Origin of the sequence: Protaetiibacter intestinalis (genome assembly GCF_003627075.1) — a bacterium.
Taxonomy (GTDB): Bacteria; Actinomycetota; Actinomycetes; order Actinomycetales; family Microbacteriaceae; genus Homoserinibacter; species Homoserinibacter intestinalis.
Genome location: NZ_CP032630.1, coordinates 2,782,861 through 2,799,259, shown reverse-complemented (window position 1 = coordinate 2,799,259; position 16,399 = coordinate 2,782,861). Strand labels below are relative to the sequence as shown.

At 71.9% G+C, this 16,399-nt stretch carries 17 protein-coding genes; 15 read left to right on the top strand and 2 right to left on the bottom strand.

The annotated features are described in order from the left end of the window. Positions 1 to 9 precede the first annotated feature (9 nt). Both D7I47_RS13220 and D7I47_RS13215 read right to left on the bottom strand, forming a co-directional pair. Entirely contained in the window at positions 10 to 1,239 is a 1,230-nt protein-coding gene (locus tag D7I47_RS13220) for a DUF349 domain-containing protein (protein WP_227000679.1), read from the bottom strand. A 52-nt stretch (positions 1,240 to 1,291) separates the two neighbouring features. Beyond that, entirely contained in the window at positions 1,292 to 2,086 is a 795-nt protein-coding gene (locus D7I47_RS13215; RefSeq protein WP_120763492.1) for a peptidylprolyl isomerase, read from the bottom strand. Positions 2,087 to 2,204: 118 nt separating this feature from the next. On the opposite strand from D7I47_RS13215, the gene D7I47_RS13210 reads away from it, so the two are divergent. From D7I47_RS13210 to D7I47_RS13140, 15 genes are all read left to right on the top strand, one after another. Next, complete coding sequence (locus D7I47_RS13210) at positions 2,205 to 3,572, top strand: replication-associated recombination protein A (RefSeq protein ID WP_120763491.1); 1,368 nt, start codon at positions 2,205 to 2,207, stop codon at positions 3,570 to 3,572. A 158-nt stretch (positions 3,573 to 3,730) separates the two neighbouring features. Then, positions 3,731 to 4,360, top strand: coding sequence for a 30S ribosomal protein S4 (gene rpsD, locus D7I47_RS13205; RefSeq protein WP_120763490.1), 630 nt, complete (start codon positions 3,731 to 3,733; stop codon positions 4,358 to 4,360). A 207-nt stretch (positions 4,361 to 4,567) separates the two neighbouring features. Further along, a complete protein-coding gene (locus D7I47_RS13200) occupies positions 4,568 to 4,798 on the top strand; it encodes a hypothetical protein (RefSeq protein ID WP_120763489.1) in 231 nt (76 codons plus the stop codon). A gap of 68 nt (positions 4,799 to 4,866) precedes the next feature. Continuing rightward, the gene (gene alaS, locus D7I47_RS13195) at positions 4,867 to 7,524 is read left to right on the top strand and encodes an alanine--tRNA ligase (protein ID WP_120763488.1); all 2,658 of its coding nucleotides are present in this window, start codon (positions 4,867 to 4,869) and stop codon (positions 7,522 to 7,524) included. Beyond that, entirely contained in the window at positions 7,524 to 7,997 is a 474-nt protein-coding gene (gene ruvX, locus D7I47_RS13190; protein ID WP_120763487.1) for a Holliday junction resolvase RuvX, read from the top strand. The genes alaS and ruvX overlap by 1 nt, the downstream gene beginning before the upstream one ends. After that, the gene (mltG, locus tag D7I47_RS13185) at positions 7,987 to 9,246 is read left to right on the top strand and encodes an endolytic transglycosylase MltG (protein WP_120763486.1); all 1,260 of its coding nucleotides are present in this window, start codon (positions 7,987 to 7,989) and stop codon (positions 9,244 to 9,246) included. The genes ruvX and mltG overlap by 11 nt, the downstream gene beginning before the upstream one ends. Continuing rightward, positions 9,239 to 10,057 carry a shikimate dehydrogenase gene (locus D7I47_RS13180; protein WP_120763485.1) on the top strand — a complete coding sequence of 273 codons (819 nt, stop codon included), beginning with the start codon at positions 9,239 to 9,241 and terminating at the stop codon, positions 10,055 to 10,057. The genes mltG and D7I47_RS13180 overlap by 8 nt, the downstream gene beginning before the upstream one ends. A gap of 8 nt (positions 10,058 to 10,065) precedes the next feature. Beyond that, positions 10,066 to 11,265: a chorismate synthase gene (aroC, locus tag D7I47_RS13175; RefSeq protein ID WP_120763484.1), complete on the top strand. Its 1,200-nt coding sequence runs from the start codon at positions 10,066 to 10,068 to the stop codon at positions 11,263 to 11,265. After that, on the top strand, positions 11,262 to 11,759 hold the full coding sequence (locus D7I47_RS13170; protein ID WP_120763483.1) for a shikimate kinase: 498 nt from the start codon (positions 11,262 to 11,264) through the stop codon (positions 11,757 to 11,759). Before aroC ends, D7I47_RS13170 begins: the two co-directional genes overlap by 4 nt. Then, complete coding sequence (gene aroB, locus D7I47_RS13165; RefSeq protein WP_120763482.1) at positions 11,756 to 12,841, top strand: 3-dehydroquinate synthase; 1,086 nt, start codon at positions 11,756 to 11,758, stop codon at positions 12,839 to 12,841. The genes D7I47_RS13170 and aroB overlap by 4 nt, the downstream gene beginning before the upstream one ends. 61 nt (positions 12,842 to 12,902) lie before the next feature. Further along, entirely contained in the window at positions 12,903 to 13,340 is a 438-nt protein-coding gene (locus D7I47_RS13160) for a type II 3-dehydroquinate dehydratase (RefSeq protein ID WP_120763481.1), read from the top strand. A gap of 63 nt (positions 13,341 to 13,403) precedes the next feature. Next, positions 13,404 to 13,961 carry an elongation factor P gene (efp, locus tag D7I47_RS13155; protein ID WP_120763480.1) on the top strand — a complete coding sequence of 186 codons (558 nt, stop codon included), beginning with the start codon at positions 13,404 to 13,406 and terminating at the stop codon, positions 13,959 to 13,961. Between the two features lie 7 nt (positions 13,962 to 13,968). Beyond that, positions 13,969 to 14,379, top strand: a complete 411-nt coding sequence (gene nusB / locus D7I47_RS13150) for a transcription antitermination factor NusB (RefSeq protein ID WP_120763479.1) — start codon at positions 13,969 to 13,971, stop codon at positions 14,377 to 14,379. Between the two features lie 73 nt (positions 14,380 to 14,452). Then, positions 14,453 to 15,307, top strand: coding sequence for an ABC transporter ATP-binding protein (locus D7I47_RS13145; protein WP_170154384.1), 855 nt, complete (start codon positions 14,453 to 14,455; stop codon positions 15,305 to 15,307). Between the two features lie 60 nt (positions 15,308 to 15,367). Beyond that, positions 15,368 to 16,396, top strand: a complete 1,029-nt coding sequence (locus tag D7I47_RS13140) for an aliphatic sulfonate ABC transporter substrate-binding protein (protein WP_120763478.1) — start codon at positions 15,368 to 15,370, stop codon at positions 16,394 to 16,396. The last annotated feature ends 3 nt before the right edge of the window (positions 16,397 to 16,399 follow it).

The following is a 16,399-nucleotide window of genomic DNA, read 5'->3' as shown; positions in this document are numbered from 1 at the left end:
GTGGAGAACTCAGCCGAGCGCGTCGAGCCAGGCGCGCTGGGCGGCGAGCGCCTCCTCGGCCTTCTTCACGCGTGCCTTGTCGCCCGAGGTCTTCGCGGCGGCCAGCTCGTCCTCGGCCTTCGCGATCGCGGCGTGCAGCTGGGCGGCGAAGCCCTCCGAGCGCGCCTGCTTCTCGGGATCGGTGCGGTTCCAGTGGTCGTCCTCGAGCTTGCGCACGGCGGCCTCGATCTTGCGCAGGCGGTCCTCCACGACCCGCACCTCGTCGCGCGGCACCTTGCCGATCTCGTCCCAGCGCCGCTGGATGCCCGTGAGAGTCGTGCGTGCGGCGGTGCGGTCGGTGGCCTTCAGCAGCGGCTCCGCCTCGTCGAGCAGGGCGAGCTTCTTCTCGAGGTTGGCGGAGAACTCGATGTTCTCGAGCGCGTCGGCCTCGGACTTCGCGCCGTAGAGCACGTCTCCGGCCGCCTTGAACCGCGCCCAGAGCGCGTCGTCGACCTTCTTGCCCGCGCGTCCCGCGGTCTTCCAGTCGTCGAGCAGCCGACGGTAGTCGGGGATGCCGGCGGCCCCCTTCGGGGCGAGGGCCTCGGCGCGCTCGACGAGGGTCTGCTTGCGGCCGCGTGCGTCGCGGTGCACGGTGTCGAGCTGGGCGAAGAACCCCTTGCGGGCGGTCTCGATCGTGCCGCGGGCCGCCCGGAACCGCTTCCAGAGCTCGTCGGCGTCCTTCTTCGGGATGCGCGGCGCCGAGTGCTGCGCCGTCTGCCAGCGCGCGAACAGCGCGTCGAGCTGGGAGGTGACCTGCTTCCACTGCGCCTTCGAGAGGTCCTGCGCGGCGAGCGCCTCGGCCTCGGCGACGAGCGCTTCGCGGTCGGCGACGGCATCCGCGACGGCCTGCTGCGCCTCGGCCGACTGCTTCTCGGTCGCGGCGCCGAGGGTCTCGGCGAGTCGGCCGAGCCGCTCGGCGAGGCCCTGCAGGTCGCCCACGGCGTTGGCGGTGGGGATCGTCGGCGCGAGCGCCGAGACGGCCTTCGCGACATCCTGGGCGTTGGCGCCGCCGCGCAGTCGCTGCTCGAGCAGGCTCACCTGGCCCTCGAGCTCGACGAACTTGCGTTCGTAGTAGGCGAGCGCCTCCTCGGGCGTCGCGTCGGGGTACTGGCCCACCGCGCGTTCACCGTCCGCCTCGCGGACGTACACGGTGCCGTCGTCGTCGACGCGGCCCCAGGGGGCCGACTGCTCGTCGCTCACTGCTCTCCCACCTCTGTCGTCGGCCGGTCGCCTCACGCCGGCCCGTGCCAGCCTATTGCAGGGTCAGGCTCGTGATGGTGGTCGGGATGGCGGGGGAGCCGGTGCCGTCGGTGCCGACCGTGTCGGGGTCGATGCCCGCCGAGGTGATCTGCTGGATGAGCTGGTCGAGGCCGCCGGTCACCTGTCCGACGACCGTGTAGCCGCCCGCGGTGTCGGCCGGGAGGGTCGTGTCGGCCGTGATGATGAAGAACTGGTGCCCCTGGCTGTAGGCGTCGCCGCCCGCGCGGGCCATCGCGATCGTGCCCGCGAGGTAGATGTTGTCGGCGGGTGCGTTCTCGATCGGGCCGTAGGAGAAGTCGGGGTCGCCGGCGCCCGTGCCGTCGAGCGAGCCGCACTGGATGAAGGAGAAGGTCTCCGAGTTCGCCATGCGGTGGCAGGTCTTGCCGGGGAAGTAGCCGTCCTGGTAGTCGGCGATCCAGCCCGAGACCGCCTGCGGGGCGAGGGCGCCGTCGAGGGCGATGTCGAGGGTGACCGTGTCGTTCAGGACGAGCTGGCCCGTCCAGGTGCGCCCCTCGGCGAGCGAGGAGTCGGGGGCGCCGATGTTGAGGTCGGCCTCGGCCGACGGCGAGGCGCTCGGCGAGGGCTCCGGCATGCCGGGGCCCGCGGTGAAGTAGACGACCTGGGTCGTGACCGCCAGGGCGGCGACGAGCACACCGGCGGCGATGCCGAGGATGTTGTCGCGGCGCCGACGGCGGGACTGGACGTCGTGCACGTCCTGCCGGGCCCGGTACGCGCGCAGACGCTCTCGGGCTTCACGCTGCTCGCGCTGCTGACGGTTCGATGCCACTCGCGGTCCTCTCGACGGGGCGCGATCCGTCGCAACCCAGGTCGACTTTAGTCAGCGGGTCTGAGCCCGCCAAACCACGCCGCACGGGTGCGTCGGGCGCCGCGGTTAGCATGAGCGCATGACCGGCCAGCAGGGACTCCGAACGGGCTCGACCCCGCTCGCGGTGCGGATGCGGCCCACCTCGCTCGAGGAGGTCGCGGGCCAGCGTCACCTGCTGACCCCGGGTTCGCCGCTCGTGTCGCTCGCACGCGAGGGTTCGGGTGAGGCGGGTTCCGTGTCGGTCATCCTGTGGGGTCCGCCCGGGACGGGCAAGACGACGCTCGCGCAGGCGATCGCACGCAGCTCGGGGCGGCGTTTCGTGGAGCTCTCGGCCGTGACCGCCGGCGTCAAGGACGTGCGTCAGGTCATGGACGAGGCGCGTTCGACGCGCGACCTCTACGGCGTCTCGACGGTGCTGTTCCTCGACGAGATCCACCGCTTCACGAAGGCGCAGCAGGATGCGCTGCTGCCGGGCGTCGAGAACGGCTGGGTGATCCTCGTGGCCGCGACGACCGAGAACCCCTCGTTCTCGGTCGTCTCGCCCCTGCTGTCGCGCTCCCTGCTGCTGACGCTCGAGCCCCTCTCGGAGGACGACCTCGCGCTGCTGCTGGACCGTGCCGTCGCCGACCCGCGTGGCCTCGACGGGGCGGTGGAGTTGGCGGAGGACGCGCGGGCGGCGCTCGTGCGGCTCGCCTCCGGCGACGCGCGGCGTGCGCTGACGGCGCTCGAGGCGGCGGCCGTCGTCGCGGCGTCGCCGGGCGGCGGTGCGGATGCGGGGGAGCCCCCCGTGATCACGGCCGAGATCGTGGCCTCCGCGGTCGACCGCGCGCTGCTGCGCTACGACCGGCAGGGCGACGAGCACTACGACGTCATCAGCGCCTTCATCAAGTCGGTGCGCGGCTCCGACGTCGACGCGGCGCTGCACTACCTGGCCCGCATGATCGAGGCGGGGGAGGACCCGCGCTTCATCGCGCGTCGCATCATGATCTCCGCCGCGGAGGACATCGGCATGGCCGACCCGAACGCGCTCTCCGTCGCGGTCTCGGCGGCCGAGGGCGTCGCCCTCATCGGCATGCCCGAGGGGCGCATCCTGCTCGCTGAGGCGGTCGTCTACCTCGCGACCGCCCCCAAGTCGAACGCCTCGTACCAGGCGCTCGACCGCGCGATCGCCGACGTGCGGGCCGGCCGCATCGGACGCGTGCCGAACCACCTGCGCGACGCCCACTATCCGGGGGCCAAGCGACTCGGGCACGGCAAGGGCTACAAGTACGCGCACGACGAGGCGTACGGAGTGGCCGAGCAGCAGTACCTGCCCGAGGAGCTCCGCGGCACCCGCTACTACGACCCCACCGGCAACGGCTACGAGCGCGAGGTCGGTCCGCGGCTCGAGCGGCTGCGCGCCCTCCTCGAGGGCAAGCCGATGCCGAAGCGCGACGACCCCGAGTAGCGCCGGGCGCGCGTCTGCTAGACTCGCCAGGTTCGACTCCGAACACATCCCACACTTCAGCTCCGCCGGTCGCGTCGACGTGCGCCCGGAACCACGGACGGGGGGATGCACGTCTGTGAGCCGCGAAAGTCGCGGCCATGTGTTGGAAGGAACCATTCGTGGTCACCAAGTCCCAGGACCGCCGCAAGGTCCGTCTCTCCCGTGCGCTCGGCATCCCGCTGACGCCGAAGGCCGCCAAGTACCTCGAGAAGCGTCCCTACGCTCCGGGTGAGCACGGCCGCACCAAGCGCAAGGCCGACAGCGACTACGCCGTGCGCCTCCGCGAGAAGCAGCGTCTGCGCGAGCAGTACGGCATCCGCGAGAAGCAGCTGCGCATCGTCTTCAACGAGGCCCGCCGCACCCAGGGCCTCACCGGTGAGAACCTCGTCGAGCTGCTCGAGATGCGTCTGGACGCCCTCGTGCTGCGTGCCGGCTTCGCCCGCACCACGGCGCAGGCCCGCCAGTTCGTCGTGCACCGTCACATCCAGGTCGACGGCAAGATCGTCGACCGCCCGTCGTTCCGCGTGAAGCCGGGCCAGCTCATCCACGTCAAGGAGCGCTCCGAGGGCACCGAGCCCTTCCAGGTCGCCGCGGCCGGCGGTCACGCCGAGGTGCTCCCCAAGACCCCGGGCTACCTCGAGGTCGAGCTCGACAAGCTCCAGGCCCGCCTCGTGCGTCGCCCCAAGCGCGCCGAGGTCCCCGTGACCTGCGACGTGCAGCTGGTGGTCGAGTACTACGCCGCTCGCTGAGCGAGCGGCGTAGTACTCAGCGCGGCGGATTACCGCCGCGCCAGAGACACAGCTACGCAGCCCTCAACAAACACAGGACGCCCCGGGATTCATCCCGGGGCGTTCCTCGCTCTGGACGCAACCCCGAACACGCATCCGCAGAACGTCATAGGCTAGGACAGTTGCGCGGCATCCCGCCGCCGACGCCGCGAACGAAGGAGGAACACGATGAAGGGTGCACTGCTTCTGATCGCCGGAGTCGCCATCGGCTTCGTGGTCGCGCACGAGGTCGCGAAGACCCCGCAGGGCAAGCAGTTCTTCGACGAGGTCGACCACAAGGCCAAGGAGTTCGGCGACGCGGTCGTGCAGGGCTACAAGTCGCGCGAGTCGGAGCTGCGTCAGGCGGTCGCGAACGCGCAGGACGCGATCGACGACCTCGCCAAGCGCGCCAAGAGCTAACACCGGCGCCGTCCATCCCGGCGGCGCGCCGTCCACGCCCCGTCCGGGGGCACATCCGAGGAACACCCGTGCAGACCGCTGAGATCCAACGCCGCTGGCTGACCTTCTTCGGCGACCGGGGACACACCGTCGTCCCGTCCGCGTCGCTCGTCACCGACGACCCGACCCTGCTGTTCACGGTCGCGGGCATGGTGCCGTTCATCCCGTACTTCACGGGCGTCGTGCCGGCACCCTTCCCGCGCGCCACGAGCGTGCAGAAGTGCATCCGCACCCTCGACATCGAGGAGGTCGGCAAGACCACGCGGCACGGCACCTTCTTCCAGATGAACGGCAACTTCTCCTTCGGCGACTACTTCAAGGAGGGCGCGATCGGCTACGCCTGGGAGCTGCTGACCTCCTCGGAGGCGGACGGCGGCCTGGGCTTCGAGGAGCGCGACCTGTGGGTCACGGTCTACGAGGACGACGACGAGGCGATCGAGCTGTGGAAGCGCGTCGCGGGGCTCCCCGAGCACCGCATCCAGCGGCTCGGCAAGGCCGACAACTACTGGCACACGGGCCAGCCGGGCCCCGGCGGACCCTGCTCGGAGATCTACTTCGACCGCGGTCCCGAGTTCGGGCCCGACGGGGGGCCGGCGGCCGACGACACCCGCTACCTCGAGATCTGGAACCTCGTGTTCATGCAGTACCTCCTCAAGGAGGTGCGCTCGAAGACCGACTTCGACGTGGCGGGCGAGCTGCCGAAGAAGAACATCGACACCGGCATGGGCATGGAGCGCGTCGCCTTCCTCAAGCAGGGTGTCGACAACATGTACGAGATCGACCAGGTGCGCCCGGTGCTCGACATGGCCTCCACGCTGTCGGGTCGTCGCTACGGTGCGGTGCACGACGACGACGTGCGGATGCGCGTGATCGCCGACCACGTGCGCTCGAGCCTCATGCTCATGACCGACGGCGTCGCGCCGTCGAACGAGGGCCGCGGCTACATCCTGCGGCGCCTGCTGCGTCGCGTGGTGCGCGCGATGCGGCTGCTCGGGGTCGACGCGCCGAGCTTCGCGGAGCTGTTCGACGCCTCGCGGCTCGCGATGCGCGACGCCTACCCGGAGGTCGACGCCGAGTACGAGCGCACCTCGCGGCTCGCGCTCGGCGAGGAGGAGGCGTTCCTGCGCACCCTCGCCTCGGGCACGACGATCCTGGACGTCGCGGTCACCGAGACCAAGCAGGCCGGCTCGGACGCCCTCTCCGGCGACACGGCGTTCCTGCTGCACGACACCTTCGGCTTCCCGATCGACCTGACCCTCGAGATCGCCGAGGAGGCGGGCCTCACGGTCGACCGCGCGGCGTTCGACGAGCTGATGACCGACCAGCGCACGCGGGCGAAGGCGGATGCGAAGGCCAAGAAGGGCAAGCTCGCCGACCTCTCCGTGTACTCGGAGTTCCGCGCCCAGGGCGAGACCGTCTTCACGGGTTACGACTACCTGCAGACCGAGACCCGCATCCTCGGCATCATCTCGGCCGCCGGCTCGGTGCCCGCGGCGTCGGCGGGGGAGGTCGTCGAGGTGATCCTCGCCGAGTCCTCGCTGTACCCGGAGGGCGGCGGTCAGGCGCCCGACAAGGGCTCGATCGTGGGCGACGGCTTCGACCTGGAGGTGCTCGACGTGCAGCGCCCCGTGAAGGGGCTCATCAGCCACACCGTGCGCGTGCGCTCCGGCGCGATCGCCGTGGGCGACGCGGCGACGACCGTCGTGGACCGCGAGTACCGGCACGCGGCCGCCCAGGCGCACTCGGCGACGCACCTCGTGCACGCGGCGCTGCGGCAGACCCTCGGCCAGGAGGCGCACCAGTCCGGCTCGTTCAACAAGGCCGGCTACATGCGCCTCGACTTCTCCTGGAACCAGGCGCTCAGCCCCGAGACGCGCAGCGAGATCGAGGAGATCGCGAACAACGCGGTGCGCGACAACCTCGAGGTGACCACCCGCATCCTGCCGATCGACGAGGCCCGCAAGGCCGGGGCGATGGCGCTGTTCGGCGAGAAGTACGGCGACACGGTGCGCATGGTCGACATCGGCGGCCCCTGGTCGCGCGAGCTGTGCGCCGGCATCCACGTGCGCACCTCGGCCGAGGTCGGCCTCGTGAACCTCGTGTCGGAGTCGAGCGTGGGTTCGATGAACCGACGCGTCGAGGCGCTCGTCGGGCTGGACGCCTTCCGCGACCTCGCGGCGGAGCGCGCGATCGTCGGCCAGCTCACCTCGAGTCTCAAGACGCCGCGCGAGCAGCTGCCCGAGCGCATCGGCGACCTCGTCGCCCAGTTGAAGGCCGCGGAGAAGAAGATCGCCGCGTTCGAGGCGGCCCGCCTCTCCGGCCGCGTCCCGGCGCTCGTCGAGCAGGCGTCCCGGGTCGGCTCGGTGCTCGCGGTGACGGAGGACGTCGGCGAGCTGCAGTCGGTCGACGAGCTGCGCAGCCTCGTGACGTCGGTGCGCGAACGGCTCGCCTCGGAGGCGGCCGTCGTGGCCCTCGCGGCGCGTGTCGCCGACAAGCCCTCGGTCATCGTCGCGACGACGGCGGGGGCGCGTGATGCCGGGGCGAAGGCGGGTCCGCTCGCCAAGCAGGCGGCCGCGATCCTCGGCGGCGGCGGCGGCGGCAAGGACGACCTCGCGCAGGGCGGCGGCTCGGACGTCGCCGCGATCGGGGCAGCGATCCAGGCCATCCGCGGCTCGCTCGGCGGCTGATGCGGCGCGGGGTGCGGATCGGCGTCGACGTCGGGCGTGCCCGGGTCGGGGTCGCGCGCTGCGATCCCGACGGGCTGCTCGCGACGCCGCTGGAGACGCTGCCGCGCGACGAGCGCACGGTCGCCGGCATCCTCGCCCACGCGGGCGAGTGGGATGCCGTCGAGCTGGTCGTCGGGCTTCCGCTGTCGCTCAGCGGGGGCGACACCGCCTCGACCGCGGATGCGCGCGAGGTGGCGGACGCCCTCGCGGGTGCGACCGAGCTCCCGGTGCGACTCGTCGACGAGCGCCTGAGCACCGTGACGGCTCACAGGCAACTCCAGGCCGGCGGTCGGCGCGCGAAGGGCTCGCGTTCCGTGATCGACCAGGTGGCCGCTGTTATCATCCTTCAGAACGCCCTCGACTCCGAGCGGACGTCGGGTCGACCCCCCGGAACCCTCGTCCACCGTACGAAAGACCCCGACAGTGGCCTCTGATCCGAGCTGGGACGACATCTTCGGACCCACCCGCACCGCGCCGACGACGGCTCCCGCCCCCTCGGCGCCCGACGACCCGGCAGCGCTCCCGTCCCGTCGCGCCCTGCGCGACGGCGGCGCACCGGCGGGCGGCTCGGGCCCCGCTCCCCGCACGCCCCGCAAGCGCAAGCGGCGCGGGGGCGGCGCGATCGCCTGGATCATCGCGACCGTCGTCGTGCTCGCCCTCCTGGTCGGCGGCGGCGTCACCGTGTGGGTCATGTTCGAGGACAAGATCCGCGACGTGCTCGGCATCGCCCCGCCGATCGACTACACGACGACCGGGAACGGCGAGGAGGCGATCGTCGTCATCCAGCCGGGCGACATCGGCTCCGACGTCGCCACGACCCTGCGCGACGCGGGCGTGACGATGACCTTCCAGGCGTTCTACGAGCTGCTGCTCGACAACCCCGACGTCACCTTCGAGCCCGGCAACTACCGGCTGCAGAAGGAGATGAGCGCGGCATCCGCCCTCGCGGCCCTGCAGGACCCGGCGAACCGCATCATCAACCAGGTGACCATCCGCGAGGGCATCAGCGCGGCATCCGCGCTCGAGCTCATCGCGGCCGCGACCGAGATCCCGCTCGATCAGCTGCAGGCGGAGGCCGCGAACTTCACCCAGTTCGGCGTGCCCGCGAACGCGCCGAGCATCGAGGGCTTCCTGTTCCCCGCGACCTACACCTTCGACCCCGGCATCAGCGCCCACGACGCCATCAAGACCCTCGTCGACAAGATGCTCGAGACGTTGGATGCGGCGGGCGTCGCCCCCGAGAACCGCTTCACGGTCATCACGATGGCCTCGATCATCCAGCGCGAGTCGGGGCCCGTCGTCGAGGACATGGCGAAGATCTCGCGGGTGTTCCAGAACCGGCTCGACCGCGGCATGAACCTGCAGTCGGACGCGACCGTGCACTACGGCCTCGGCGACACCTCCTCGGTGTGGACCTCGGCCGAGGCGCGCGCCGACGCCTCGAACCCGTACAACACCTACGCCAACCCGGGGCTCCCGATCGGTCCGATCGGCCTGCCCGGCGCCGACGCGATCAACGCGGCGCTGCACCCCGCCGACGGCGGCTGGCTGTACTTCGTCACGGTGAACCTGCGCACCGGGGAGACCGTGTTCTCGAACACCCTCGCCGAGCACGAGCGGGCCGCCGACCAGCTGTACGCGTGGTGCAAGGAGAGCGACGAGAACGCCGCCTACTGTGCCTGAGCCGCGTCGGCTGGCGGTGCTCGGCTCGCCGATCGCTCACTCGCGCTCCCCGCAACTGCACCTCGCGGCGTACCGCGTGCTCGGGCTCGACTGGGACTACGGGCGTCAGGAGGTCGACGACGCGGGGCTCGCCGGGTTCCTCGGCGGCCTCGGCCCCGAGTGGCGCGGGCTCTCGCTCACCATGCCGCTCAAGCGGCGGGTCGCCGAGCTCGTGCCCGAGGTCGACGACGTCGCCCGGCGCACCCGCCAGGGCAACACGATCCTGCTCGACGGCGGGGCGCCCGTGAAGGCGTTCAACACGGATGTGCACGGCGTCGTCGCGGCGCTCGAGGACGCGGGCGTGCGCGCGCCGCGCCGGGCGACGGTGCTCGGCGGGGGAGCCACCGCCGAGAGCGCCGCGGTCGCCCTCGAGCACCTCGGCGCCGAGGTGGTCGTCGCGGTGCGCGACGTGGCCAAGGTGACGGCGTCCGGCGCCTTCGGCGCGGCCCGGATCGTGGCGCTCGGCCCCGAGGCGGATGCCGCCCTCGCCGCGAGCGACGCGGCCGTCAGCACGATCCCGCCCGGTGCCGAGTTCGCGGTCGCACTGCCCGCGCTCCGACCCGAGCAGACGCTCCTCGACGTCGCCTACGCCCCCTGGCCCACACCGCTCGCCGCGGCCTGGGAGGCCGCGGGCGGGCGGGTCGTGCACGGGCTCGAGATGCTGCTGCACCAGGCCGTGCACCAGGTGCGCATCTTCGTCGCGGGCGACCCCGGCATCCCGCTCCCCGGGGAGGAGTCCGTGATCCGGGCCATGCGCGCCGCTGTGGAATGATCGGAACCATGCTGCGTTGGTTGACGGCCGGTGAGTCGCACGGACCCGAGCTGGTCGCGATCCTCGAGGGGATGCCGGCCGACGTGCCGATCCTCCCCGAGCAGATCCAGGCGGACCTGCAGCGCCGCACCCTCGGCTACGGCCGCGGCGCGCGCATGAAGTTCGAGCAGGACGAGCTCACGATCTCGGGCGGCATCCGCTTCGGCCGCACGATCGGCAGCCCCGTCGCCCTGCGGATCGGCAACACCGAGTGGCCGCGCTGGGTCGAGGTCATGTCGGCGACGCCGGTCGACCCCGAGACGCTCCCCAAGGGCCGCGGCGCCGCCCTCACCCGGCCGCGCCCCGGGCACGCCGACCTCGTCGGCATGCAGAAGTACGACTTCCCGGAGGCGCGCAACGTGCTCGAGCGGGCGAGCGCCCGCGAGACCGCCGCCCGTGTCGCCCTCGGCGCCGTCGCCCGGGCCTTCCTCGGCGAGCTCGGCATCCGCCTCGTCGCCCACACGCTCGCGATCGAGACGGTGCGCGTGCCCGAGGGCTCGCCGCTGCCGACGCCCGACGACGTCGACGCCCTCGACGCAGACCCGCTGCGCTGCTTCGACCCCGCCACCTCGGAGGCCATGGTCGCCCGCATCGACCGCGCCCACGACGACGGCGACACGCTCGGCGGCGTCGTCGAGGTGCTCGCCTACGGGGTGCCGCCCGGGCTCGGCAGCTACGTGCACTGGGACCGCCGCCTCGACGCGCAACTCGCGGCCGCGCTCATGGGCATCCAGGCGATCAAGGGCGTCGAGGTCGGCGACGGCTTCGAGACCACCCGCCGCCCCGGGTCGGCCGCGCACGACGAGCTCGTGACCGACGGCGGCGTCATCCGGCGCGAGTCGGACAAGGCGGGCGGCACCGAGGGGGGCATGTCGACCGGCACCATCCTGCGGGTGCGTGCCGGCATGAAGCCCATCGCGACCGTGCCGCACGCCCTGCGCACCGTCGACGTCGCCACGGGCGAGGCCGCCCAGGCGCACCATCAGCGCTCCGACGTGTGCGCCGTGCCCGCCTCGGGCGTCGTCGCGGAGGCCATGGTCGCGCTCGTGCTCGCGAACGCCGTGCTCGAGAAGTTCGGGGGCGACTCCGTCGGCGAGACCAGGCGCAACCTGGAGGCCTACCTCGCCGCCATCCCCGACGCGTTGCGCACGGGCGGCGTCACCGCATGAGCGGCCCGCTCGCCGTCTTCGTCGGGCCCATGGGATCCGGGAAGACCCGCATCGGCAAGCGCGTCGCCGCGGCGCTCGGGGTGCCCTTCACCGACACCGACAAGGTCATCGTCGCCCAGCACGGCCCCATCGCCGAGCTCTTCGACACCCACGGCGAGCCGCACTTCCGCGCCCTCGAACGCGACACCGTGCGCGAGGCGCTCACCGGTGCCGGCATCGTCTCGCTCGGCGGGGGAGCGGTGCTCGACGCGAGCACGCGCGAACTGCTCGCCGCGCATCGGGTCGTGTACCTCACCATCACCGCCGAGGCGGTCGCCTCCCGGCTCGGCGACGGCAAACGCCCCCTCGTCCGCGGTGGCATCGGCGACTGGCAGCGCATCTACGACGAGCGCAAACCCGTCTACGAGTCGCTCGCGAGCGTCACGTTCGACACCTCGCGGCTGCCCTACGACCGGATCGCCGCCGACGTCGTCACCTGGCTGGAGGCACGATGAGCGACACGACCGTCATCCCGGTGCGCGGCACCGACGGGATGCGCGACTACGAGGTGCACGTCGGACGGGGACTGCTCGGCGACGTCGCGCGGCACCTCGGCCCGCGGGTCGCGAAGGTGCTCATCGTGCACGCGCCCGCCCTCGGAGCCCGTGCGGAGCTGCTGCGCGAGCAGCTCGCCGACCGCTACGAGGTGCTGCTCGCCGAGGTGCCGGATGCGGAGGGCGCCAAGCGCGTCGAGGTCGCCGCGTTCTGCTGGCAGATCCTCGGTCAGACCGACTTCACCCGCAGCGACGCCATCATCGGCCTCGGCGGGGGAGCGACGACCGACCTCGCCGGCTTCGTCGCCGCCACCTGGCTGCGCGGCATCGACGTCGTGCAGCTGCCGACCACGGTGCTCGGCATGGTGGATGCAGCGGTCGGCGGCAAGACCGGAATCAACACCGCCGAGGGCAAGAACCTGGTGGGCGCGTTCTGGGCGCCCCGCGCCGTGCTGTGCGACCTCGAGCTGCTCGACACCCTGCCGCGCAACGAGATCCTCGCCGGCTACGCCGAGGTCGTGAAGGCGGGCTTCATCGCCGAACCGGAGATCCTCGACATCGTCGAGGCCGACCCGCAGCGCGCCACCGACCCCGGCACCCCCGAGTTCCGCCGCGCCGTCGAGCTCGCGATCGCCATGAAGGCACGCGTCGTCGGCGAGGACTTCACCGAGCAGGGCCTGCGCGAGATCCTCAACTACGGCCACACCCTCGGCCACGCCATCGAGCACGCCGAACGCTACCGCTGGCGCCACGGCGCCGCGATCGCGATCGGCATGATGTTCGCCGCAGAGCTCTCGCGGCTCACCCGGCATCTGCCCGATGCCGCCGTGGAACGGCACCGCCGCATCCTCGACTCGCTCGACCTGCCGACGAGCTACCCGGCCGGCCGCTGGCAGTCGCTGCTCGCGACCATGAAGCGCGACAAGAAGGCGCGCGGCGCCCTCATGCGCTTCATCGTGCTCGACGACATCGGCCGCCCCACCACGCTGCAGGGCCCCGACGAGTCCCTCCTCTTCGCGGCCTACCAGGAGATCGCCTCCTAGTCGCCCCGCCATCCCAAGCGGGGTCCGCTCCACGGGGGCGCGGGATGGCTAGGCTCGGGGCATGACACGCGTGCTGGTGCTCAACGGACCGAATCTGGGGAGGCTGGGCAGCCGGGAGCCGGATGTGTACGGCTCGCAGGATCTGTCGGCGTTGCGGGTGCTGCTGGCCGAGGAGGCGGGCGACGGGGTCGAGATCGACCTGCGTCAGACGGACGACGAGGCGGAGCTCGTGCACTGGCTGTACGAGGCCGTGGATTCCCGCATCCCGGTGATCCTGAACCCGGCGGCGTTCACGCACTACAGCTACGCGCTGCGGGATGCGGCGGCGCTCGTGACGAAGGCGGGTGTGCCGCTCGTCGAGGTGCACATCTCGAATCCGCACGCGCGTGAGGCGTTCCGGCACAACTCGGTGATCTCGGGGGTGGCGTCGGGCGTGATCGCCGGGTTCGGCTTCGAATCGTACGTGCTGGCGTTGGCGGCGGTTCGCCGCGCCGGATAGCCGTCGTTACACTCGTACGGGCGCATCCGCCCACGACATCTGCGAACGGAACAGCGAATCAGCATGGCCACGACGAACGACATCAAGAACGGCAGCGTCCTCAGCATCGACGGGCAGCTCTGGAACGTGGTGGAGTTCCAGCACGTGAAGCCGGGCAAGGGCGGCGCGTTCGTGCGCACCAAGCTGAAGAACGTGCTCTCCGGCAAGGTCGTGGACCGCACCTTCAACGCGGGCACCAAGGTCGACTTCGCGACGGTCGATCGCCGCGACTTCCAGTACCTCTACCGCGACGGCGAGGGCTTCGTGTTCATGGACACGACCGACTACGACCAGATCACCATCCCGGCCGGCACGGTGGGGGATGCGGCGAACTTCATGCTCGAGAACCAGAACGTGCAGATCGCGTTGCACGAGGGCGAGGCGCTCTACGTGGAGCTCCCGGCGTCGGTGATCCTCGAGGTCACCTACACCGAGCCGGGCCTGCAGGGCGACCGTTCGAGCGCGGGCACGAAGCCGGCGACGGTCGAGACGGGGTACGAGATCCAGGTGCCGCTGTTCCTGGAGACGGGCACCAAGGTGAAGGTCGACACCCGCACGGGCGACTACCTGGGTCGGGTCTGATCGCCTCGTGAGCTCCCGCACCAAGGCGCGCAAGCGCGCCGTCGACATCCTCTACAGCGCCGACCTGCGCGAGCGCGCCCTCGCGGACGCCCTCGTGGAGGAGTCGCAGCGCGCGGCGCAGCAGCCGGCCCGCGAGGGCTCGTGGGTGTACGCGCGCGAGATCGTGTCGGGCGTGGATGCGCACCTGGCGGAGCTGGACGCGGCGATCACCGCACACGCCCACGGCTGGACGCTGGAGCGCATGCCGGTGCTCGATCGCGCGATCATCCGGGTGGGCGCATGGGAGATCCTGCACAACGACGAGGTGCCGGACGGCGTGGCCATCTCGGAGGCGGTGCAGCTGGCCGCCGAGCTCAGCACCGACGACTCGGGCGGTTTCGTGAACGGCGTGCTCTCGGCGATCGCCCGCGATCGCTGATCGACGTCGTCATATTTCATTTCGTGACGCGCGCTTTTGCGCGCCGTTCCCGGTTCTCCCTACCGTCGAGCGTGTGACCCTGCTCGACGCCCCTGCCCAGGCCGCACTCCCCGTGCGCCTCTCGGGCGTCGGACGGCACTTCCCGAGCCCCGACGGGGGCCGGCGGGTGGTGCTCCGCGACGTCGACCTCAGCATCCGCGCGGGGGAGATCGTCGCCCTGCTCGGTCCCTCCGGGTGCGGCAAGTCGACGCTGCTGCGGCTCGTGTCGGGCCTGGACCGCGCGGACGCGGGTGAGCTGTCGATCGGTGCCACCCCGGTGGCGCCGCTGGACCAGCGCTGCGCGGTCGCCTTCCAGGAGCCGCGCCTGCTGCCGTGGCGCACCCTCGCGCGCAACGTGGAGCTCGGCCTGCCGCGCGGCACGGATGCGGCCCGCGGGCGCGCCCGTGTCGAGGAGCTGCTGCGGCTCGTGCAGCTCGACCACGCGGCGACCCTGCGGCCCCGTCAGGTGTCGGGCGGAATGGCGCAGCGCACCTCGCTGGCCCGCGCGCTCGCCCGCAACCCCGGCGTGCTGCTGCTCGACGAGCCGTTCGGCGCGCTCGACGCCCTCACGCGCCTCACGATGCAGGACCTGCTGCTCGACATCCACGCGGCCGAGCCGGCCACGATCCTGCTCGTCACGCACGACGTCGACGAGGCGCTGCAGCTCGCCGACCGGATCGTGCTGCTCGGCTCCGAGGACGGCGCACCGGGTGCGACCATCCGTCGCGTGCTCGAGGTCGGCAAGCGTCGCCCGCGCGACCGCGGCGACGCCCAGCTGGCGATCCTGCGCGCGGAGCTGCTCGCGCTGCTCGGCGTCGAGACCCACCACCCCGAGAACTACCTCACCCAGGCGATCAAGGCCCAGCGCGCCAAGCGCTCGGCCACCTGAGCGCCTCCGCACCATCCGTTCCACCCGCCATCACCACACAGCCCCTGAAGGACATCCCTCATGAAGAAGACCCTGCTCGCTGCGGCCGCCGCCGCGGCCACCCTCGCGCTCGCCCTCTCGGGCTGCGCGGGTGAGAACGCCACCCCGCCGGCCGCCGAGGGCGACGGCGACTCCTCGTGGAGCGGCACGACGCTCAACCTCGACTTCGCCACCTACAACCCGCTGAGCCTCATCATCAAGGAGCAGGGCTGGATCGAGGACACCCTCGGCGACGACGTGACCGTCACCTGGACCCAGTCGCTCGGCTCGAACAAGGCCAACGAGGGGCTGCGCGCGGGCGCGATCGACGTGGGCTCGACGGCCGGTTCCGCGGCGCTGCTCGCCCGCGCGAACGGTTCGCCCATCCACACGATCGACATCTACACGCAGCCCGAGTGGTCGGCGCTCGCCACCCGCCCGGACAGCGGCATCGACTCGGTCGAGGATCTGCGCGGCAAGACCGTCGCGGTGACCGTCGGCACCGACCCGTACTTCTTCCTGCTGCAGGCGCTCGACGAGGCCGGCGTCGACCCGAGCGAGGTCAACATCCAGAACCTGCAGCACGCCGACGGCGGTGCCGCGCTCGTCGCGGGCACGGTCGACGCGTGGTCGGGCCTGGACCCGATGATGGCCGCGCACGAGCTGAACGACGGCATCGAGCTGTTCTACCGGAACGTCGACTTCAACACCTACGGCTTCCTCAACGCGACCGAGGACTTCATCACCAACCACGCCGACCTCGCACAGGTCGTCGTGGACGCCTACGAGAAGGCCCGTGCCTGGGCGCTCGAGAACCCGGAGGAGACCTCCGCGCTGCTCGCCGAGGTGGCCGGCATCGACCAGGCCGTCGCCGACAAGGTGCTGCTCGAGCGCACCGTGATCGACCTCGACAACGTGCCGGGCGCCAAGCAGCTCGCCGTGCTCAAGGTCGTGGCGCCCATCCAGGTCGCCAACGGCGATATCGCCTCGCAGGATGCCGCGGACGACGCGCTCGACACCCTGTTCGACACCACGTTCGCCGAGGCGGCCGACCCGAGCCGGGTGGGCTGACGC